A 21,525-nucleotide genomic window follows, 5' to 3' on the forward strand; every position below is an offset into this window, starting at 1 on the left:
CCATAGGTCAATCGTATTGCGACTAATTTGGAACACCTGTGCGGCTTCACTTTTCTTCATGCCGTCTAACTCGATCGCTTGGATCACCTTCTGACGCAGGTCATAACTATAGGAGTTTGCCATGAGCAGCTTGAATAACTTCAGGACAATAGGTGCTCTCTACTCTACGTCCTAACTATCTTGGCGGTTGCTATACTGCTAGTTTTACTGAAGCCCTAGCGACTGGAAGCCACGGCTAAATAAACTAAGTCCGGCTTGCGGGGACTCATGGAATCATAAGTTTTGAACCGGAGAAGGCAGGTTTTGTCTGTATCGCGGTGGTTTCAACCGCTAAGCCAATCTTAAGTTGACACCTGACGGGTTCTGATATTAGACCGAATTTCCGCTTTCTTCCAAAATGACGCATTGGCAACCTAATTCTGGAGGGCACGAGCGAATTGGAATTTTAATCATGAACTCCGCCCCCTGTCCTGGTGCTGAAATACACGTCATCTGACCACCATGTTTGTTGACTACAATCTGGTAGCTAATCGATAATCCCAAACCCGTACCTCTACCCTCTGCTTTCGTCGTAAAGAAGGGATCGAATAGGCGAGCGCGTACTTCCTCTGCCATACCGGGGCCAGTATCCCCAATCCAAATCGTCACAAACTCATTGTCAGTTACTTCGGTACGAATCCGAATCGTGCTGCGGCAAAAGAAAATCTCCTCAGGCGATCGCTTTTTGTCATACTCCTCCAAAGCGTCAATTGCATTCGCCAGTAGATTCATAAACACCTGGTTGAGTTGACCTGCATAACACTCCACCAGAGGCAGATTGCCATATTCTTTGACAAGTTGAATACCTGGATGGTTAGCGCTATCTTTGAACCGACTATGCAAAATCAGCAGCGTGCTATCTAGCCCAGCATGAATATCCACAGGCTTCATTTGGGTTTCATCCATGCGGGAAAAAATCCGCAACGACAAAATAATCTCGCGGATGCGGTCAGATCCAACTTTCATCGAACTCAGCAATTTGGGCAGGTCTTCAATTAAAAATTCTAAATCTATTGCCTCAGCGTGTTCCTTAATTTCAGGTGGCGGTGCAGGAGTGTACTTCATATAGAGGCTCAAGAGGTCGAGCAAATCTTGGCTATAGTGATGGGCGTGAGTAAGATTCCCATAGATGAAGTTAACGGGATTGTTAATTTCATGGGCGACACCCGCTACCAGTTGCCCCAAACTAGACATTTTTTCACTATGAACCAGTTGGCTTTGAGTTTCTTGAAGTTGGCGGAAGGAAAGTTTAAGCTGATGCGCTTGTTCTCGATAGCGTGCTTCTGATTCTTGCAAGGCTGCTTCAGTAGAGATGCGCTCTTGGATCTCCTGTTGCAGATGCTGATTTGATTGGGTCAACAGCTGATTGGATAGGAAAAGTTCAGCCGTCCTTTCTTTTACCCGCCCTTCTAACTCAGATGTAAGTTTTAAAAGTGCTTTCTCTGCCTTAGTTCGCTCTTCAATCTCCTGTTCCAGATGCACATTTTGTTTCTGCAATCTTTTAGTCAGATTTCGCAAGCTTAAATGGATTTTGACTCGGGATAAAACTTCTTCATGTTGAAGCGGCTTAGTAATGTAATCAACCGCCCCAAGATTCAATCCCCGGATTTTATCCACAGTCTCAGAAAGCGCTGTCATAAAAATTACGGGGATGTCTTTCGTTGATTCCTTCGCTTTCAATTGCTGACAAGTTTCAAACCCATCTATACCGGGCATGAGTACGTCTAATAAAATCAGATCGGGCGGGGAATAATCAACCTGAGCAATTGCATCCTCGCCATCCTGCGCTACCAATACTTGAAAGCCTGAATTCACTAAAAAATCGAACAACACTCCTAAATTTGTAGGGTTGTCATCAACGATTAAAATTACCCCATTTTCAATATTTGAAGGATTCATTAATTTTTTCCTACAGCCCTTAAAAATTCGCGGATCTTTTTAACTTGAAAGCTTTTAGCTAATTGACGCAATTCGCCTGAAAAAGGTGCATATTTAATATCTAATTCTTCTAGTTGATCGCTTCGCTCTACAATGCTTTTGAGATCTCCCTTCATTGCTAAATCAAATAAAGCTGCAATTTCCTCTGCTGATGGAGTAGCTAATGAATGCTGATTGCTTCGGTTTTTGGGCTGATAATTTTCTTCTTTATCGTCTTTTTCTAGTTGATTTTCGTTTTCTTCATAAACCCACTCCAGCCCTAAGTGAAGTCGTAACTTTTCTAAAAGCTCTGGTATTCGGATTGGCTTGGGTAAAAAATCATTGCAGCCTGCTTCCTTACTTTTGTTCTGATCGAAATCAAAAACGCTGGCAGAAGTTCCAATCACTATCACATCTTTTAGTTCGGGCGATCGCCTAATACGCCGAGTCGTTTCAAAGCCATTCATTTCAGGCATCATCAAGTCCATTAAGATGCAATCGGGATTAAATTCAGCCGCCTTCTTCAGGCAGTCTTTGCCATCTATCGCTTCCAAAATTTCAAACCCTAAAGGCAATAGCATCTTGAGCAAAATTGAGCGATTTTCTCGCTTATCGTCTGCTACGAGGATTTTCCGCTTATAGCCTTTAAATCCTACGATATTTTTTTGATCTTGTTTGACACTTTCAGCATATTGAAAAACTTCAGGCAAATCTAAATCAAAGAAGAAAATACTGCCTTTTCCTAAAATACTTTGGACTTGAATTTCGCCACCCATCATCTGAACTAATTGGCGGGTAATTGCCAATCCTAATCCGGTTCCCTCAGATTTGCGATGGTTTTCTCCCACCTGCTGAAACGGCAAAAATATCTCTTCTAATTGCTCTGGTGCCATGCCAACGCCTGAATCTTCCACATGGAACCGGATTTTGCCTTTGTAATAGCCGACTTTAAAAGCCACGCCTCCAGTTTCAGTAAATTTGACAGCATTGCCGAGTAAGTTTAGCAAAGCTTGCCGCAATCGTTTCTCGTCAGCCCTAACACCTGTGGGAAGTTGAGTAATCTGCTCGTAAATTAAAGAAATGCCTTTTTGTTCGGCACGGATGTTACAGATTTCGGCAATGCCTTCTAGAAACTCTGGAAAATGAAAATCTGTTGGGTGGAGTTCCATTTTCCTAGCTTCAATTTTGGAAAGGTCTAAAATATCATTAATCAGGTTTAGCAGATGGTCACCGCACTGGTGAATAATACCTAAACCTTCTTTTTGCAAATCGGTTAAATTTTTGCCCCGTTTGAGGATTTGAGCATAACCTAAAATGCCATTGAGCGGTGTTCGCAATTCATGGCTCATGTTGGCAAGAAAATCACTCTTGGCGCGGTTGGCTGATTGAGCGATTTCCTGGGCTTTTTGTAAATGGACATTCTTTTCCTGTAACTCCAGCGTTCGCTCTTCTACTTTCGCCGCCAGAGTATTGCTGTATTCTTCTAGTTGTTGGTTGGCAGATTCTAAATGAGCATAGAGTCGTGCATTCTCTAGAGCGATCGCAGCCTGTCCCGATAACATCCGCAATACTTGCACCCGTTGCTGAGTGAAAGCTCCCACAACCAGATTATTTTCTAGATAAAGTATAGCAGCGAGCTTACCTTGATTGAGAATCGGAGTACAGAGCAGTGACTTGGGTTGATGTTGGCTAATGTAGGGATCGGCGTTAAAGATTTGCTCGTGGCTGGCATCATTTAAAACAACATCTTTTTGGGTTCTAGAAACATAATTCAGTACCGAAATAGGCAACTGCTGACTGGTTAATTGTGCCTGGGATTCCAGCACTTGGATCTCATCTTTAGTCCCCAATGCTTCTAGGAAGAATTGACCGTCTCTTGATAAAATCAACGCTCCAGTTTCTGCACCAGCATTCTCTATCAAAATTTTCATCAACTTATCGAGCAAGTTGGCTAGCACAATTTCGCTAGAAATCGCTTGGGATGCTTTCATCACTGTTGCCAAATCTAGAACCTCTGAAACACCGGAAGTGCTAGAACTAATGGTTTTCTGGCGCGTCTGTTTAATCGTAGTGCCTGTCTTTTTGCTCAATTTTTGGTTAAGGACAGAGGCGAGTAATTGGGAGTAGTGTTTTGCTAAATCCTCAACTTTGGCTGTTGCTCCCCAGCGCATATAAGCGTAGTAGGCATTTGTCATGTAAGTTTGAGCAATAGTTTCTTTACCCCATGACAGATAGAATTTAGCAGCTAGTTCGTGAGCCAATGCTTCTTCGTTGATATACTCGTTTTCTTTAGCGAGTGCGATCGCCCGATCGTACATCTCCATCGCTTCTATTTTTCCGCCTAAAATCCGAAGCCGCTCTGCCTCTACTAGATAGAATTTGTGCAGATGATTGATTGGGGCATGATGCGCCCATTTTTGCATTTTTTCTTGATTAGCTTGTACTCGATTAAGAATATCCTGTTGTTCAGACTGTGAATCAGAATATACAGCTAGCCGTACTAAAGAATCATAGAAATAGAAGATAACAACCGTTAGCTGTCCTGTAGACGAACCGAAAGAACTTTCTATCTGAGGAATAGTTTTTAAGGCTTCCGCGTAATTTTCAAAAACATAACTAAGCGCAAGCTTGTGCAAGTATAAGTAATGAATTGCTAGTTGGTTGTTGGTTTGCTGATATAGGGATAGCATTTTATCTTCGTCATAGGCTTCCCCCTTTAACTGGTATACATTTTGGGTTATTCCCATCATGTTTAAGACGGCTTGCCAACAAATTTTTGTATTATTAAGTGCTGTTTTTTGGCTAATTTTATGAAGGGCATCGGTGTAAGTTGCTATCTCTCGTTCGAGTTGCATTAGTTCCTTGCCAACAAAAAACGAGTAATGACTCCACACCATGATGGCATAGCCAGCATATTCTAAATCTCCGGTTTCCAACCCGCTAGAGAAAGTTGACAGGAAAAGTTCTAGAATATTCCTGACGTGTTCCTTCCAATGTTGAACGGCAGCATAGACCAAGTGGCACGTCTTGGCCTCGATTTCTTTAGCATTTAACTTAGATACTAAACGCAAAGCTAATTGACCGAATTCATAACCCCCTTCAATATCTCCTACAGCCCCGCAAAGAAGAAGACTATATACGGCATATGCAAAGGGAGACACAGAAGCATTGCCATATTGAACGGATAAATCGACCTGTTTACATACTGTTAAAGGCACCAGTGAGGGCATCGCAGAATAGCAAGCAGAAAATATACTTGACAGAATCCTTATCGCTGCTAGTTGATGAGGATCGGTCATTTCAGGGAGATCGATTAATTCCTCAGTTCGCTTTCCGCTCAAAATTGCCGCAGTTTCCCCCAGCGCCTGCCCAATATCAGACGGGTTTGGCGAGTCAGGAAGCTCTACCCCCAAATGCTTTAAGACTTGCAGCCCCGTATTCAGTGCTTCCAGCAGCTTGTTCTGCCCCATATAAGCTTGAATCTGGACTTCGGATATCTTCACTTTGTCCAATAGCGTTTTGGCGCAGTTTTGCACGATTTCAGCCAATCTCTGCATTTGAGCAAAGTCACCGCTTAAGTATGCTGCTTCTGCTGCTTCGGTATGCAGCGCTAATGTTAGGTCATACTGACTCTCCCAACTAGAATCTGCCAACAGTCCCAAACCTACTTGCAAGTATTTAACAGCCGAGTCATACGCTGTAGCTGCTTTGGCTCTCTGACCGGCAATCAGGTTGAGTTGGGCTAGTTCATATTTTTTTGCTTCAGTTTTTAGTAAGTCAGTACCGTAATTGAGTTGGTTAACTAAAGCGAAGATATTTTCTTTTCGTTCTTCTGGCGTTGTGGAGTGTAGCAGTAATTGACCAATCCTCAAGTGTGTTGCTTTCTTCTCTTCATCTGGAATCAAAGAATAGGCAGCTTGCTGCACTCTGTCATGTAAAAACTTGTAGTCAACTTTGACATCACTTAAAGTAAATTCCCCAGATTCTTCTTGACTAAATACCAACGGAATTTTGTACTCATTGCTCAAAGGTAAAATTAAACCAGCCTGAAGCGCTGACCACAACTGTGCCGCTGTAACCAAGGAGGATTCTTCATTGATAACGCTCAAAACTTCTAAATTAAAAGTGTTGCCAATACAAGCAGCCAGTTTTAACACTTTCTGGGTGTCTGAATGCAGCTTGCGAATATTTCTAGCGATCAGTTCGACAACATTATAATCGGTGATGCCGATCGCTTGAATTTGCTTAATATTCCAGCGCCATGTTCTAGAATATAAATCATAAGTCAATAAATCTTCTTGATAAAGGGTTTTGAGCAGTTGATTTAAGAAGAAAGGATTTCCCTGAGTTTTGTTGAAAAGTAGAGAGGCTAAATTTCGCGTCTCTACTGATTCATTTAAAGTATCGGCAATTAATTCTTCGACATAAACCAGTTTTAAGGGTTGAAGGACAATATCATTTACTGCCGCCCCAGTTTTGCGGATCTTGTCAATCGTTTGAATTGTTGGATGCGTGGGGAAAACTTCGTTATCTCGATATGCCCCAATCAGCAATAAATACTTGTTATCGGTATCTATCATTAGCAGTTCGAGCAATTTCAGCGATGCTGAATCCGCCCACTGCAAGTCATCAAGGAAGATAACTAGGGGATGTTCAACAGTTGTAAATACGCCAATAAATTGTTTAAATACACGGCTGAAACGATTTTGAGCTTCAGTCGCCCCTAGTTCTGCTACGGGTGATTGTTTGCCGATAATCAGTTCAACTTCGGGAATTACATCAACGATTATTTGCCCGTTAACGCCTAAAGCACCTAAGAGTTTCTCTCTCCAAAGTTGAATTTCTGCTTCGCCTTCGGTTAGAAGTTGTTGAGTTAAGGATTGGAATGCTTGAATCAAGGAAGCATAAGGAATATTGCGCTTAAACTGGTCAAATTTTCCGGTAATAAAATATCCCCGTTGTCGAACAATGGGTTTGTGAACTTCATTAACTAAAACAGTTTTGCCAATGCCGGAATAACCAGAAACAAGCATCATTTCCCCAGTACCATCGGAGACGCGCTCAAAGGTATTTAACAGGGTAGTAACTTCCGCCTCACGACCATAAAGCTTTTGAGGAATCAGTAGTTGACCTGCCTTGTCAGCACTGCCGGAAATAAAGTCAGAAATCGTTCCGGTAGTCTGTAGCTTCATTAGACAGATTTCTAGGTCAAACTTTAAGCCATCTGCACTTTGATAGCGGTCTTCAGCATTTTTAGCTAACAATTTCATTACAATATTGGAAATTGCCTCTGGAATTTCCGAATTTAGTTGATGAGGTGGAAGTGGCATTTTAGCAATATGGCTGTGTACCAATTCCAGAGGTTCGGTAGCATTAAAAGGCAATTCACCTGTGAGCATTTCATAAAAGGTAACACCTAGAGAATAGAAGTCGGTGCGGTAGTCAAGCGACCGATTCATTCTCCCGGTTTGTTCCGGTGACATATAGGCGAGAGTGCCTTCGAGTAAGGTGGGGTTGCCAAGGGTTTGGTTTTCTCTTTCTAGACGAGAAGCAATGCTAAAGTCGATTATTTTAACTTGCTTTGTCTCTGGATTAATGATGATATTTTGAGGTTTAATATCTTTATGAATAATTTGGGCTAAATGCAGTTGAGCAAGTGTGGATGCTAGCTGAATGGCTATGTTTAAAAATTCGCTTAAGTCTAAAGAGCGATCGCTAATATAATTTTTTAGCGAGATTGCCCCAAAATCTGACAAGATAAGTGTTAGACCATTCTGATAATTTTCTAAAGCTAGGGGCTTGACAACTCCTTCTATATCTACTAGCATTTCTAAAATTTTATATTCATGTTTTAGCCGGGTCAGCTCTTCTAAGGTGGGATACTCGGCTTTGATCGCTTTAACGATCGTTGGTGTTTTATCCAACTGCCTAGAAGCACGATAAATAACGGTATCGGTGCCTTCATGTAGGGCTTCAACGAGTTCGTAACCGGGAAGGGGAAGAATCATTTTTATAAGAGTGTGGGTAGCGTTAATTGGGAATAAATTTATGGGAATCCCTAAAAATAAGGATAATTCGCCAGTCGATTTATCGTTCCCAAACCCCCCTACAAATTCTCGAATCCTAAATAAAGCTCAATATTCAGACATACAAGTTAGTATTTCCACACTACCCAGCTTGATGACGCAAGGGATTGGATAAGATGAACCACAAAGCTACTCAGACACTCAGGAAACACGAAGTTCTTCATCTTGGTGTCTGAGTGCCTTTGTGGTTTAAAAAAGCAATTTTTTGGTAAAAGGATTTAGAAATGGAGTTTCTGCTCGCTTCTAAGTCGTTACTTTACGTAGCAGAGTTTACCGCCATAAATACAAATCTCAGTACAAATACTCCAGCTAAAATCCACACAGCTAAACTGACTTCGTGCGCTTTTCCTTGAAACGTTTTTACCAGTGGATAAGTCATAAACCCAATTGATAAACCTTCGGCAATTGAGTAAGTCAAAGGCATCAGGAGAATCGTCAAAAAAGAGGGAATTGATTCGGCAGGATCGTCCCAACGAATTAGACGGACATTTCCTGCCATCAAGACGCCAACAACGAGCAGTGCGGGTGCTGTAGCAAAGGCGGGAATTGCTGCCAACAAAGGGATAAAAAATATTGACAGAGTAAATAAGGCGGCGACGACAACGGCAGTAAACCCGGTGCGTCCTCCTTCCGAGACGCCAGCGGCTGACTCGATATAGGTGGTGACGGTGGAAGTTCCCAGAATTGCCCCTACCGTAGTTCCCACGGCGTCTGCCATCAGCGCTTCACTTGCGCGGGGCAGTTCCCCATTTTCATCAATGTAGCCTGCCTGGATGCCAACACCGGCGAGAGTGCCGATGGTGTCGAAGAGATCGATGAACAGAAAGACAAAGGTGACAGCGATCAAATTCCAGATGTTGGTTTGGTTAATCTGACTCAACCCCTGAAAAGCTTGACCGAGCAAAGCTCCTGGCCACTGGGGAAGTGCGATAATTCCAGAGGGCGGGGGTGTAATGCGAAGAATCCATCCCAACAAGGCAGTCGCGAGAATTCCCCATAATAGCGCTCCTTTGACACGGCGAGCGACAAAAGCAAAGGTGATGAGAATCCCCGCGATCGCTACCAGTGTTTGCGGCTGTTGCAAGTTTCCCAAGGCGGTTTTCGTGACGGGGTTCGCCACAATAATCCCCGCACCCCCCGTTTTCGGATCGCCAGCCAAGCCAATATAAGCGATAAATAAACCAATTCCCGCCGCTGTCGCTTGTTTGAGGCATTCAGGAATGGCGCGGATAATTTGGCTGCGAATACTTGATAGGGTCAAAGCAATGAAAATTAGCCCCTCGATCAAAACGGCGCTGAGGGCAACTCGCCAATCAATTTTCAGTGCCAAAACGACAGAAAAGGCAAAAAAGGCATTGAGTCCCATTCCCGGTGCCAAGGCAAACGGATAATTAGCCGTTAATCCCATCATCAAGGTCGCAATGGCGCTGGAAATCGCGGTTGCGATCGCCAACTCCCCAAATAAATCTTGCGGTTTTTCCAGAAAAATGGCATTTGACAAAATTCCCGGATTGACTGCCAGAATATATGCCATTGTCATAAACGTGGTCACGCCTGCCAACACTTCGGTGCGAAAGTTGGTGTGGAATTCCTCAAATTTAAAAAATCGCGCGATCGCACCCTGCCACCCGGTCGGCGGGGGCGAAGATCCTTGACTGGCAACGACTTCAGTTTTGCTCAACTCATCCTTGTTCATTTTTTTGTCTGACACGCACTCTACTCAGAGTAAAGTTTTATTGAGAAATTTTTGGGATGATGCTACACAGTTTGGAAATGCCTTGAAGCGTTTGAGCAGGTTTTTATGTTCTTGTTTAACAAACGTTCTATCAGCCAACGGTGGTTCTGGATTGGAATGGCTGGCGTATTCTTGGTTTCGCTTGCCCTGCGTTTTTGGGGGCTGGAACGATTTAATACTTTAGTGTTTGATGAAGTTTACTATGCAAAGTTTGCCAACAACTATTTAACCCGGACTCCCTTTTTTGATGGGCATCCCCCTTTGAGCAAGTACATCATCGCTGTGGGGATGTGGATAGGCGATCGCTTACCCTTCGGGAAAGATACGATGAACGGGCTGACGGGTTCTCTACATTCGCCTTGGAGTTACCGTTGGCTAAATGCGCTGACTGGCTCATTTATTCCCCTAGTGCTGGGGGGAATCGCCTATCAACTCACTTATCGGCGCAGCTATGCGTTAATCGCTGCTATCTTTGCTGCCGCCGATGGTTTATTTCTGGTAGAGTCGCGCTATGCCCTGAATAACGTTTATCTGGTTATTTTTGGACTGCTGGGGCAGTGGTTTTTCTTATTAAGTCTCGCGAATCAAGCGATGCGACGCTGGTTTTGGCTAGCGCTAGCCGGTATTTTTTTCGGGGCGTCAGTGGCTATCAAGTGGAATGGCTTGTGGTTTCTGTTAGGTGCCTACTTTATGTGGGGTTTTGCCTGGGCGATGCAATGGGTGCAACAGGCATCCGACAAAGCGAGCAAAAAAACCGGAGAACCTGGGAGTCAAGGATCGGAGGAGCAGAGGCGATTTTTTCCTAATTCCTCAGTCCTGGCTCCTGACTCCTCAGTCCTCAGCCCTCAGTCCTCAGTCCTAAATCCTAGCTCCTCAGCCCTGACTCTGACCCCGTTACAAAACCTGACGCAGCTAAATTTACTGCACATTTTAGTGAATTTAGCAATCATCCCATTCCTTTTTTACGCCGTTATTTGGATTCCTCACATTCAACTCAACCCAGAATTTGGATTTTGGGAGGTGCAAAGACAAATTCTGGCATACCATCAACGAGTGGGTGATGGGCCGAAAATTCATCCTTACTGCTCTAGATGGTATACCTGGCTGTTGATGCTGCGCCCGGTGGCGTACTTTTACCAAACGGCTCAAAATACGAATACGACGGTACCCGCACTTCCGCCTTTACCGAAAGGGGTAGGTAACGTGATTTACGATGTGCACGCGATGGGGAATCCAGTGCTGTGGATTCTTTCAACGGCGGCAATTTTACTGCTGCTGTTTTTGCTAGCTCAATACTTTTTGACTGGGAAAGGGTGGAAATTTACTCCAAGCGTTTCAACTTGGATTGCCTTGTACTTGGTTCTAAACTGGTTGGCGAATGTGCTGCCTTGGGTGCGGGTAACTCGCTGCACGTTTTTGTACCATTACATGGGAGCGTCTGTGTTTGCGGGGTTGGCGCTTGCCTGGATTGTTGATAGGTGGCTGCAAAGTCCGGCGCGTGAATTAAGAGCGATCGCACTGACGGTAATTTTTGCGATTTTGGCAGCTTTTGTGTTCTGGATGCCAATCTATTTAGGTTTGCCCTTATCTCCCAGAGATTATCAAATCTTGATACCGCGCTTCAATATTCGGTCTGTGCCACCTTGGTTACGCCAGTGGGTGCCGAATTGGATTTAGGAAAGTCTGAAAGGTTTAGGGTTGAGTAATGAGTTTGAAAATGCTCTCTTTTTCTAATCATTAAAAACTCAACCCTCAAAATTCAAATTCTGATAAATAAAGAGCGATAAACGGGTTCGCCGCGAGAAAGAGTAGTGATTTCGCGTTCAGTTGGCACTGGCAGGGGATTCGTGTCTAACCAAACGTCACCTCCCTGTCTTTGGAAAGCTGGGGAAGAAGAGAAGCGATCGCGCATTTCCACTGCGATCGCCTCAACATCTGACTGAACAAAAACCACTCCTCCAGTAACCAGGTACTTTGCCAAAACTTCGAGCATTTCTGGCTGCACCACGCGGCGTTTGGCGTGTCGATTTTTAAACCACGGATCGGGAAATTGAATGGTGACGCGCTGCAAGGTGCCGACTGGCAAAGAACTCAAAATAGGATTTAATGAGTTATTGGCATTACAAAATAAGTAGTGAAGATTTTCTAATTGCGCCTGCTGTTTCCATTCATTGGCTTCTTCTACTAAGGTTTCTCGAATTTCCAAACCCAGATAATTCCAATCGGGTTCTACCGTCGCCATTTTCAATAAAAACCGCCCCTTAGCACACCCAATATCTAAATGCAGCGGCTTTGTCGGATCGACATAAATAGTCTGCCAGTCGGGAGGATTTACCGGCGTTTGATACTTGGCGGAAAGTGGATTAACGTGTTGGCGAACTCGGACGGGTGACAATATGAAACTCCTTTTTTGGATGTTAGCGATTTAGTAACTAATATCATTCAACACAAAGTTTTTCCCTCTCCCTAACTCTCTCCTACAAGGAGAAGAAACAGGCATATTTTAGCCTCCAGAGCGCATTTCGCTCCCTTTCCTGGTAGGGAAGGAGGTTGGGGGTTAGGTTTTGATGCGAACTTGGCGCACTAACTGCTTCGCGTGCGGAAGAGAATGTACCAAAGGTTATGATCGACGGGGATTGCTATTATCACATTCCCTCATCCATTTTTGCGTTGGCGCTATGAGTCTCAATTTTCGTTTTGCTGTCATCAGCGACTTACACATTGCACTTCCTGACACGATTACGGATCATCCCAGCCGTTTTCACATGGTAGAAGTCAGCATCCCAGCATTGGAGATTGTACTGAGACATCTGGAACAACTTAACTTAGATTTTCTGTTGATACCAGGAGACTTAACGCAGGATGGGGAACCAGAAAATCATGCTTGGCTGCAAAAACGCCTCTTGAAGCTCCCTTTTCCCGTCTACGTGGTGCCGGGGAATCATGATGTACCCAGTTTACTCCCTACTGATAGCGCCATTGGACTCCAAGAGTTTCCCCGCTATTACCAACAGTTTGGCTACGAGCATCCGGAGCAACTGTATTACACGACTCAAATTCTACCCGGAGTGCGTTTAATTGGGCTGAATTCCAATAATTTTAGCGATCGCGGGAAACAGATAGGGCGTTTGGATGATGCTCAGTTGGCATGGCTGCAACAACATCTCAAAGAGGTTGATGATGAGTTAGTGATGGTGATGGTGCATCACAACGTCGTCGAGCATCTACCCGGACAATCCACCCACCAGCTAGGGCGTCGGTATATGTTAGAGAATGCGCCAGTGCTGCTGCAAATGCTCCGCGAGGCGGGGGTAAATCTAATTTTTACAGGGCATTTGCATATTCAGGATATTGCTTGCGATCGCGGTGTTTATGAGATCACCACAGGTTCTCTGGTTAGCTATCCTCATCCCTACCGGATCTTGAACTTCCGCACCGATAACCAAGGCAAAAAATCCTTGCAGATTGAGTCGCATCGGGTGGAATCTGTCCCTCATTTCCCAACGCTGCCACAATTCTCACGAGATTGGATGGGCGATCGCTCGCTTCCCTTCATGCTCAAGTTGCTGACTGAGCCACCCTTAAATATCCCGATGACAGAGGCAGAGGGACTCGCCCCCAATTTACGCTATTTCTGGGCAGATGTTGCCAAGGGGGATGTTTTATTTGATTTCTCCCACTTCCCCCCAGTCGCAAAGCGCTATTTCGAGTCATTTGGCGCGATCGCTCCCGATGGCACCCCCGCCCTCATTGACAATTACACAACTTTATCTCTATAACCTAATTCATCAGCTCTTTGATCTATCTTTAGTAAGATGCTGTTCAATCTTTACCTTCAGTAAAGTGTCTCTAAAGTGCCATAGCATTGCTTAAGCTCATTCTCAGTCTAGATACAAGTCTCTAAATCCACGCTCTACATCGTGACCTTAGTAGTAGACCAACGAAACTGGATAGAAGAAAGTCGTCATAGCCATCGCGGAAGTGCCATGTTGTTTGCACCGATGGTGGAATTTAATGTGATGGCTGAAGTTGGAGATACTCCTCCTTAGTTAAGGCGGTTTAGAGGCGAAGCCAGACGATTAGGCGATCGCAGTGAAAAGAAACTAAGCTAGTTTCCTAAAATTTTCAGGATTTTGGCAAGCATAGATAAAAATTTTGCTTGCTCATAGTAACTATCTTTAAAGCCTATAGCTTAGGCTTCTAAGCTTCCTTGGGTTTGGAGGCATTGAAACTAACACGAGTAAGAGTCTGTTGTATCGAGCAGGTATTACTTTTGAAATGGCTGTAAGTTAACAACAACTCCAGCTTTTTTGGAGAATCTTGCCTCTAATCGTTGCCTTAGGTTGATGGCTTGAAGTCAAAGACAAGCTTGCTGAAGCTGTACTGATTTCGCTCAAGAGATAGTTACTCCTACAAATCATCAAATGTTAGTTTTCCTTAGGATGATTTTGGAGTGCATTTGCCATGACTAATAACATAAGTGCGGAAAAATCCCAACCTTTATCACAAAAATATTTAGAACCTTCCCGATGGTCGCGGATGAACGAATTCCTCTTAATTACCTTAATAGGGGGAATTCGGCGACCGTTGGGTACGATGCTGCGAAGACTACTCTACCCAACAATTTTAGGTCGGGTAGGTAAAGCTCTATACATTCAAAGTGGAGTTGAATTGTTGAATGCTTCTTCTATTGAAGTTGGAGACAATGTCAAAATTCTTCGAGACGTTCGCCTAAACGCTAGCGGCGAAAACAGTAAGATTTCTCTGGGAGATTTAGTATGCCTCGATCGAGGCGTTGATATTAATGTTACCGAACGAGGTAACTGCAATATTGTAATTGGGGAACGAACGCATATTTCTCCCTACACCTGTTTAGGTGGCCCAGGTCATATCAAAATTGGCAAATTCTGTTTAATCGCATCACACGTAGGAATTTATGCCAACAATCATAACTTTGCAGATCCTACAGTTTATATCTGGAAGCAAGGTATCACTTGCAAAGGAATTGTGATTGAAGATGACTGTTGGCTAGGCAGTGGAGTCAAAGTCCTCGATGGAGTCACCATTGGGAAGGGAAGCGTCATCGGCGCAGGCGCAGTTGTAACCAAAGATATTCCCCCTTACTCAGTTGCCGTTGGTGTCCCTGCTAGGGTTATTTCTCAGCGAAATAGCGTTTGCGAACGCGAAATAAAACAGGGAATTTTAGTTGCAGAATCTTAACAATTGAATAGAGAAGGCTATTTTAAATAGCCTTCCTGCTGCTGAGCAAAAACTCAATTCCTGTTACAGAGCGCTTGATATCTGTTATTACCCAAATCAGACTTGACAGAAACAGCAATGGACATTCAAAATTACCGTTATCCTTCCCAATGGAACCGTCAGAAAGAATCTTTATTCATTACATTTTTTGGGTGGTTCCCCTTATCAATCGGTTTAAAACTGCGAAACTTTTTTTACCGGAGTATTTTAGGACGCATAGGTACGTCTGTTTTGATTCAACCAGGTGTTGAGTTTATTCGCGCTTGTTGTATTGAAATTGGAGATAAAGTTAAAATTTTTCGGGGAACTCTCTTAGAAAGCGGCGACCAGAATAGTCGAATTTATCTTGAAGAGGAGGTGTCCCTAGGCAGAAATATTTATTTATATGCTGGTGGTCAAAACAGTAAAATTTGTCTGAAAAAGCGGGTTAGGCTCGACCGTGGTGTTGATATCAAAGTTATGCCCGGAGGTTGTATTGAAATTGGAAACAATACGTATGTTGGTCCATACACTTGTTTATCTGGCAGTCAAATCAAAGTTGGCAAAGACTGTTTAATTTCCTCGCATACCACCATTTATGCTAGCAATCATAACTTTGCCGATGCCACAAGTCCGATTGTCAGCCAAGGTGATACCTGCAAGGGAATTGTGATTGAAGATGATTGTTGGCTGGGAAGCAAAGTAACCGTCGTGGATGGAGTCACGATTGGGAAGGGTAGTGTCATCGGTGCAGGCGCAGTCGTAACTAAAGATATTCCTCCTTATTCGGTTGCTGTAGGTGTACCGGCTAAGGTTGTTTCCAAACGCAATGGTACGGCTGAGAATTTAGTAAAAGTTGGGGGTCTTAAACTTACCGATTCCAGCAACATTTAATCTAACTGTGCCGGAATTGTGAAACAAATAGTTTGGGAACTGGTAATCGGTAATTGTTTTTTCAGGAATTACCTGTTCCCCGTCTTGAGGTATAAAGTTTCCAAACTGTAATCAATTTATTTTTGGCGACAAATACCAAAGACTGAAGTGTATCCATGCAGGAAGGTACTTCCTCCTACAGGGCCAATTTCACCATTACAGAAGAAACCCGCCAGGGGGATGTCTTTTAGATAGCGACGAAATAGCTCGGAGTCAAAGTTAGGCTGCCCATAAAGCCCTTCTCCTCGCCCCAGGCAGGAGAACATCAAAGCACCGGCAGATGGAGAATCGTTAGGTGCCTGTTTTTGATAGCGCTGGAGGAGGAGTTCTAAGTCTTCTGCGGAGGTTAGGGCGTCTCGGAGGTGGAATTGGATGCGCTGACCGGGGCGGACGCGATCGCCAATTGCGATCGCCCCCACTCTAGGATCTACGCCCAGTAAGTTGCGGATCAAAAAATCTCCCGGCTCCAGGTTTAACTTAAATTCGTCCCGCACTAAGCCTACAAACAGCGAATGCTGTGCTAACTGTCGGTCTGCCTCGCTCAAATTCTCGATTAAATCCTGTAAGATTTCCAGAGGCGTCCCAGACTTTCCGACACAGTCATTCACCTCGGCACTATCCTCTTGGGGAGCCAGTTCCAAAAGAATATTCCGTTCTCCTTTCGTGATTCGATAAGGCTTCCCAATCGGGCGACAGCCCTGTGCCACAATTGTTTCCAGTACAATATTGCCACTTAAAGCGACGCCAACCGTTCCTTCGCGGTAGAGCTGGTAGTTACAAAATAAACCCGTGTTGTTACCCAAACTGCCAGTGCTAGCCAGTCCCCCCACTTTCACCGAGCCTGGATAAGCAAAATCCAGTCCTTGAAGTAAGTCATTAATCTTGGAAGAGAAAGGATCGGCTAACAAGATGAACTGGGGTTCATCAGCGGGTGATACGCCAATCAGGTCAACCCAATTATCCGGTGAGCTATCCAGGTCAGGCAGAGCATCACTAGAAATCTCAAATGCGCGAACATTGACTCCAGGAAGATGAGCCAAGCTAAGGCTTAATGCGGCTTCTTGTTCGACTTCTTCCACTTCGTCCTGCGAATTCATGCCAATAATGCCGCCGCCACCACAGCCAATCAGCGCTTTGATATTAAGTTGTTCTTGTAACAATGGCATCAGCCGTGAATATTCACTCGCATAGGCAGACGAGATGAACACCAGCCCCAAGTCAGCCGGTGCCTGCAACGCCAGAGTCGTACGTTCAACCACTTCTGCCACTGCCGCTTCTAAAGACGGACGGGTTGATAAGGCGTTCGTCCACTTGATCTGCTTAGCCATAGGGATTACACAAAAATGCGCTTTTGTAAGCCAATGCTCTTGGGCGGATTGGCAGGGTATCAAAGCCTTATCATTACCCTAACACTCGCAAGGCACAGGTTGTAGAGTCCCTTACTTCAACCCTAGGGGAGGAGTTGGCGAGTGGCAGTAGCGCCTTAACATTAGTTAATATGGTGAAGATAACCATAGATTAGCCGGTTAAGTGTATACTGGCACCTCGGTGAGTCAGAAACGACCAAATCTTAAAAGATAAAGATCGATCCTGTTCAGGTGCTGTCACTTGCTGATATGACAAAGAAAGAACGACTGAAAACTTAGAGTCAGCGAGCAGAACACCTGATTGGAGATTACCGATAACGGTCGAAATTCACCAGGTTTCCTGAATTAAAACAAGAAACGGGGACGAGAATTATGAGCAACATCCAAGACCAAATTGAACAAGAGCGCGAGCAAGCCCGGACTGTGTGCGATACAAAGGGCGCAGGTTCCGGTGAGTGTGCGGCTGCCTGGGATGCCGTTGAAGAATTGCAAGCAGAAGCATCCCATCAGCGGGAAACCAAGCCGAAGAATTCTCTGGAGCGGTATTGTGACGCTAATCCAGGAGCCGATGAGTGCCGGGTCTACGAAGAATAAACTTAATTGAGTGCTAAATGCCGCCAGTTCAAGCTGGTTTTCGCTGCACGAATTCACCGGATAAATTTCTGGCACTTACAAGCAACAAGAACCTGATTGAAGTCGTTCGAGTTGCTTGTTTTTTCGTTTTGCGTAGCTATCTATACCGATATTTGTTTTGATGCGACAGATGCGATCGCTCTGAAGCGGCTTCTCGCGTAAGCCAAAAAAGTAGCGGAGGGGCTTCCCTGCCCCTACTGAGCAATCGGGAAACGAATCTAAGCTGCCTGCCCCCACAAGTAAAAGAGAAGCAGTTTTGGAGCGGGAAAGTAAAGATAAGGGAAAGAGGTAAAATTTCCCTTTCCTCAAGTGTAGGGAGCTGTTACAGACAATTAGAGTAATGAGATTCGTTGAGTGGCAGTCGCACCTAGACAGTTAAAATGAGTGGGTAAAATTTCCCTTTCTGCCATACACAGCCAATGGACAATGACAACCTCTGGTTTCGACCGTTAGTTTGGATGGACTACCGACTAGCGCTACTATTTACTGTTATCATTCCGCTGATTCTGCTGATCTGGGCTTTTATCCAGAAAGCGGATGCAATGGTGCGCTTGTTAATCATCTACTGGCGGGTTTCTAGTCTACTGGCGATTACAATTTACTTGATGATTGCTGGATGGCCTATTTCCTACGTGTCTTCTTTCTTTGCCCGCCTGTTGATTCCCATATCACTCTGGTTTTGGGTAGATATCAACGATGAAATTGACGATCAACCACTGCGTCCTCTAAAGCTAGTGCTAACAGCGTGGCGTTGGGCTGTCAGTGTTTATTTAACATTGGGCGCTTTAGCTTTCCTTCCTTTCCTGTCTTGTGCATTTTCCCCAGGAGCAATCCAGAAACCATTTTGTGACGTTTGGTTAGAAGCACCTAGGATGTACAAACAGTATTTCCATCCCAGTTATACACCTCGATTTTTAGGCTTTTTGGCGATGGTGGGATTGGTGATTTATGTACTTTACTTGAGTTATTTTGTCTTGATCCGGCTGGGCAAAGAGGGACGCTCAGCAATGGAACAGTAAAAACAATTAAAAATTAAAAATTAAAAAATATTGATTTTTTAATTTTTAATTTTGGCTTTTTAATTGTTTGTCCTTAACCTTTTACACCCCGCATCAAATATGAGTAATGCTGTTGGGCAGCGTCTAGAGCGATACACCGCCAAGCGCCCTCATGAAGTCCTGGTTGTTACGGCTGAAATTGCTGGTGAAGAAGACAAAATTGCCATTTTCAAAGGGTATTCTAGTTCTTTGATGCGCCCAACAGCGTTCGATCCGGATGTGCCGGTGCTACCAGATAAAGCATCGATTATCTCTATTGATAGAGTTCTTTCCCCTTACAATCCCGAAACTCCCCATTATATAGAGCAAGGATTAACTTGGGAGACAATCCAACCCTTGTTGTTAGAGGCGGGAGTTTAATCGACCAGTTAGTTTAGCTTTGCGAAAGCTAAGGAAGTAGGTAAGAAATAAACATTAGCGGCTTAGGTCAGACAAAATCTAATATTTATCTATTGTTAGATTAAATATTTTTAAGGGAAAACTATCATTGAGTATCCCACTGGAATTTCGACTATGCCATCTCCAGACGCTAGCTTTACCCCACACGAACGGGTCGTTGCTGCTAAGTCTGAGCCACAAAGCCAACTCAGACCCCCAGAACCTTCTCCAGACTGGGCAAACCGATTGCTCCATCGTCTCAGTATCCGAAAGAAAATTGGTTTTGGATATGCCCTAACTCTTGCTGTGGCGATTGTAGGAACTGCCATAGGACGTACGGTAGGAGATTATTACTATGAAGATCAATCTAGGGAGAATCTAGAAAGGGTACATAAGGAAACACTTCTTTTCAATGACTTGAGGTTTAACGTCCTAGAGGCACGAAACCACCAGCAACAATTTATTTCTTTAATATCGCAACCAGAGGTATTTAGGGAACACTATGCTCATTTCATGGAGCATAAAGCGGAGGTTGAGAATCGGCTATCTGAAATCAGAGCTTTAGCAGATAGGACTAATCGCCGGGATTTGAAGCAATTTCTTCAAAATAACCAGAATCCGGTAGAAAGTTACTTTCAGCAAGTAGAATCTCTCCTTAAAAAAATTAATGAGTTGAATTTAAAAACGCAGGATGTTTCAGCCGCACAGCAGGTACTGATCGCTTTTACGAATAATAAAGTAGCTACTGAGTTTGACAACTTTTCAGAAGACGTAGAAATCTTAATTACAAATGCTCACAAGGCAGAAGAAGAAGCCTATGAGGGTCTAGAAGAGGCAGAAAAGGTAGGAACCCAGGTTACGATCGCTGCCATGCTACTGTCGAGTGCGATCGCAACCGCGATCGCCATTTATACCAGTCGCGCGATCGCACATCCGATTGAAGCAGTTACTAAAGTAGTGACTCAAGCGAATGAGGAAGCTAATTTTGACCTGCAAGCTCCTGTCCTTACTCAAGATGAAGTTGGAGTATTAGCGATTTCCTTCAACACCCTCATTCAACGAGTTGCAAATTATACTCAAGAATTGGAGTTCGCTCGCCAGACTTTGGAAAGACGGGTAGCAGAACGGACTGAAGAACTAGAGGGAAAAAATCAGCAGCTAGAAGCAGTTCGTGCTCATTTGCAAGAACTGAATGCTGAGTTAGTGTCTCAAGCTGGTGAACTCAGCCACACTTTACACGATCTCCAGCAAACTCAAGCCCGTTTGATTCAAACGGAAAAAATGTCTAGCTTGGGTCAAATGGTAGCAGGAGTTGCCCATGAAATTAATAATCCAGTTAACTTTATCTACGGCAACTTGAGCCACATCAGCGAGTACACGCAGGATTTACTCGCGCTGATCGATCTTTACCAGCAACATTATCCCAATAGCGCCCCAGAAATCCAAGCTCAAATTCAAGCATTTGACATAGATTTTGTCGCTGATGATTTGCCGAAAATACTCTCTTCGATGAAGATGGGAACTGAGCGCATCCGTCAAATCGTGCTGTCTTTGCGAAATTTCTCTCGCTTAGACGAAGCGGACATGAAACCAGTTGACATTCATGAAGGAATTGACAGCACTTTATTGATTCTCAACCATCGCCTTAAACGCGGCATTGAAGTAACTAAGCAATATGGAGAGTTGCCTTTAGTTGAGTGTTATCCAGCACAACTTAACCAAGTATTTATGAATATCTTGAGCAATGGAATTGACGCCTTGCTTGAGCAAAGCCAGCAAACCAGCCCGCAGATTTTGATTCAGACGGAAATAGAAACAGAAAATCCCGGGTTTGTACGAGTGCGGATTAGAGATAACGGTCTCGGTATTCCCCCAGATATTCAAAACAAACTGTTCGATCCCTTCTTCACGACTAAGCCTGCGGGAAAAGGTACCGGGCTAGGACTGGCAATTTGCGCCCAAATTATGGAAAAGCATCAAGGCAAAATTGAGGTGAATTCGCAGCCGGGGAAGGGAACTGAGTTTGCACTGGTCTTGCCCAGCAAACATCCGAATGCGATCGCACTCAGCAGCCGCCTTGAGCTAGAGCAAGCCAACGGCAGACCCTAAGAGAGGTTTGGGTTATTCCGGAAGGTGCTATC

Annotated in this window: 15 protein-coding genes; 9 read left to right on the forward strand and 6 right to left on the reverse strand. The window is 44.2% G+C overall.

Features of this window, described 5'->3' with window-relative positions; all coding sequences use genetic code 11:
• From NDA03_RS10745 to NDA03_RS10760, 4 genes are all read right to left on the reverse strand, one after another.
• Positions 1-123, reverse strand: a 123-nt coding sequence (locus NDA03_RS10745; RefSeq protein WP_348238073.1) for an IS630 transposase-related protein, incomplete at its 3' end; no start/stop codon positions are given.
• Positions 124-369: 246 nt separating this feature from the next.
• Positions 370-1,938 carry a response regulator gene (locus tag NDA03_RS10750; RefSeq protein WP_348238001.1) on the reverse strand — a complete coding sequence of 523 codons (1,569 nt, stop codon included), beginning with the start codon at positions 1,936-1,938 and terminating at the stop codon, positions 370-372.
• Entirely contained in the window at positions 1,938-7,964 is a 6,027-nt protein-coding gene (locus tag NDA03_RS10755; RefSeq protein WP_348238002.1) for an AAA family ATPase, read from the reverse strand. The genes NDA03_RS10750 and NDA03_RS10755 overlap by 1 nt, the downstream gene beginning before the upstream one ends.
• A gap of 334 nt (positions 7,965-8,298) precedes the next feature.
• The gene (locus tag NDA03_RS10760; RefSeq protein ID WP_348233317.1) at positions 8,299-9,738 is read right to left on the reverse strand and encodes an NCS2 family permease; all 1,440 of its coding nucleotides are present in this window, start codon (positions 9,736-9,738) and stop codon (positions 8,299-8,301) included.
• 105 nt (positions 9,739-9,843) lie between these two features.
• Here NDA03_RS10760 and NDA03_RS10765 point away from each other — a divergent pair, with 105 nt between their 5' ends.
• A complete protein-coding gene (locus NDA03_RS10765; RefSeq protein ID WP_348238003.1) occupies positions 9,844-11,454 on the forward strand; it encodes a phospholipid carrier-dependent glycosyltransferase in 1,611 nt (536 codons plus the stop codon).
• An 82-nt stretch (positions 11,455-11,536) separates the two neighbouring features.
• On the opposite strand, the gene trmB is transcribed toward NDA03_RS10765, so the two are convergent.
• Positions 11,537-12,172 carry a tRNA (guanosine(46)-N7)-methyltransferase TrmB gene (trmB, locus tag NDA03_RS10770; protein WP_348233298.1) on the reverse strand — a complete coding sequence of 212 codons (636 nt, stop codon included), beginning with the start codon at positions 12,170-12,172 and terminating at the stop codon, positions 11,537-11,539.
• A gap of 283 nt (positions 12,173-12,455) precedes the next feature.
• On the opposite strand from trmB, the gene NDA03_RS10775 reads away from it, so the two are divergent.
• From NDA03_RS10775 to NDA03_RS10790, 4 genes are all read left to right on the forward strand, one after another.
• Positions 12,456-13,556 carry a metallophosphoesterase gene (locus tag NDA03_RS10775; protein WP_348238004.1) on the forward strand — a complete coding sequence of 367 codons (1,101 nt, stop codon included), beginning with the start codon at positions 12,456-12,458 and terminating at the stop codon, positions 13,554-13,556.
• 141 nt (positions 13,557-13,697) lie between these two features.
• Positions 13,698-13,826 carry a hypothetical protein gene (locus tag NDA03_RS10780; RefSeq protein ID WP_277877460.1) on the forward strand — a complete coding sequence of 43 codons (129 nt, stop codon included), beginning with the start codon at positions 13,698-13,700 and terminating at the stop codon, positions 13,824-13,826.
• 415 nt (positions 13,827-14,241) lie between these two features.
• Positions 14,242-14,997: an acyltransferase gene (locus NDA03_RS10785; protein ID WP_190410419.1), complete on the forward strand. Its 756-nt coding sequence runs from the start codon at positions 14,242-14,244 to the stop codon at positions 14,995-14,997.
• A 102-nt stretch (positions 14,998-15,099) separates the two neighbouring features.
• Positions 15,100-15,909, forward strand: coding sequence for an acyltransferase (locus NDA03_RS10790; protein WP_277877459.1), 810 nt, complete (start codon positions 15,100-15,102; stop codon positions 15,907-15,909).
• A 116-nt stretch (positions 15,910-16,025) separates the two neighbouring features.
• Here the strand turns inward: NDA03_RS10790 and NDA03_RS10795 are convergent, their stop codons facing one another.
• Entirely contained in the window at positions 16,026-17,276 is a 1,251-nt protein-coding gene (locus NDA03_RS10795) for an FIST N-terminal domain-containing protein (protein WP_348238005.1), read from the reverse strand.
• A gap of 411 nt (positions 17,277-17,687) precedes the next feature.
• Here NDA03_RS10795 and NDA03_RS10800 point away from each other — a divergent pair, with 411 nt between their 5' ends.
• The 4 genes from NDA03_RS10800 (at position 17,688) to NDA03_RS10815 (ending at position 21,493) form a co-directional block, all read left to right on the forward strand.
• A complete protein-coding gene (locus NDA03_RS10800) occupies positions 17,688-17,909 on the forward strand; it encodes a Calvin cycle protein CP12 (protein WP_190410417.1) in 222 nt (73 codons plus the stop codon).
• Positions 17,910-18,367: 458 nt separating this feature from the next.
• Positions 18,368-18,967 (forward strand): DUF3177 family protein, encoded by a 600-nt coding sequence (locus NDA03_RS10805; RefSeq protein ID WP_190410416.1) that lies wholly within the window; start codon positions 18,368-18,370, stop codon positions 18,965-18,967.
• Positions 18,968-19,066: 99 nt separating this feature from the next.
• A complete protein-coding gene (locus NDA03_RS10810; protein WP_348238006.1) occupies positions 19,067-19,366 on the forward strand; it encodes a hypothetical protein in 300 nt (99 codons plus the stop codon).
• Positions 19,367-19,519: 153 nt separating this feature from the next.
• Positions 19,520-21,493 carry an ATP-binding protein gene (locus tag NDA03_RS10815; RefSeq protein ID WP_348238007.1) on the forward strand — a complete coding sequence of 658 codons (1,974 nt, stop codon included), beginning with the start codon at positions 19,520-19,522 and terminating at the stop codon, positions 21,491-21,493.
• Positions 21,494-21,525: the final 32 nt, after the last annotated feature.

The organism is Trichocoleus sp. Lan (genome assembly GCF_039961855.1).
GTDB lineage: Bacteria > Cyanobacteriota > Cyanobacteriia > Cyanobacteriales > FACHB-T130 > FACHB-T130.

Excerpts from the sequence above, each read along its gene's own strand:
- NDA03_RS10785 (WP_190410419.1), top strand. The coding sequence starts at position 14,242 with ATGACTAATAACATAAGTGCGGAAAAATCCCAACCTTTATCACAAAAA.
- NDA03_RS10815 (WP_348238007.1), top strand. The coding sequence starts at position 19,520 with ATGCCATCTCCAGACGCTAGCTTTACCCCACACGAACGGGTCGTTGCT.
- NDA03_RS10750 (WP_348238001.1), bottom strand. The coding sequence starts at position 1,938 with ATGAATCCTTCAAATATTGAAAATGGGGTAATTTTAATCGTTGATGAC.
- NDA03_RS10765 (WP_348238003.1), top strand. The coding sequence starts at position 9,844 with ATGTTCTTGTTTAACAAACGTTCTATCAGCCAACGGTGGTTCTGGATT.
- NDA03_RS10800 (WP_190410417.1), top strand. The coding sequence starts at position 17,688 with ATGAGCAACATCCAAGACCAAATTGAACAAGAGCGCGAGCAAGCCCGG.
- NDA03_RS10755 (WP_348238002.1), bottom strand. The coding sequence starts at position 7,964 with ATGATTCTTCCCCTTCCCGGTTACGAACTCGTTGAAGCCCTACATGAA.
- NDA03_RS10805 (WP_190410416.1), top strand. The coding sequence starts at position 18,368 with ATGGACAATGACAACCTCTGGTTTCGACCGTTAGTTTGGATGGACTAC.
- NDA03_RS10810 (WP_348238006.1), top strand. The coding sequence starts at position 19,067 with ATGAGTAATGCTGTTGGGCAGCGTCTAGAGCGATACACCGCCAAGCGC.
- NDA03_RS10795 (WP_348238005.1), bottom strand. The coding sequence starts at position 17,276 with ATGGCTAAGCAGATCAAGTGGACGAACGCCTTATCAACCCGTCCGTCT.
- NDA03_RS10775 (WP_348238004.1), top strand. The coding sequence starts at position 12,456 with ATGAGTCTCAATTTTCGTTTTGCTGTCATCAGCGACTTACACATTGCA.
- NDA03_RS10760 (WP_348233317.1), bottom strand. The coding sequence starts at position 9,738 with ATGAACAAGGATGAGTTGAGCAAAACTGAAGTCGTTGCCAGTCAAGGA.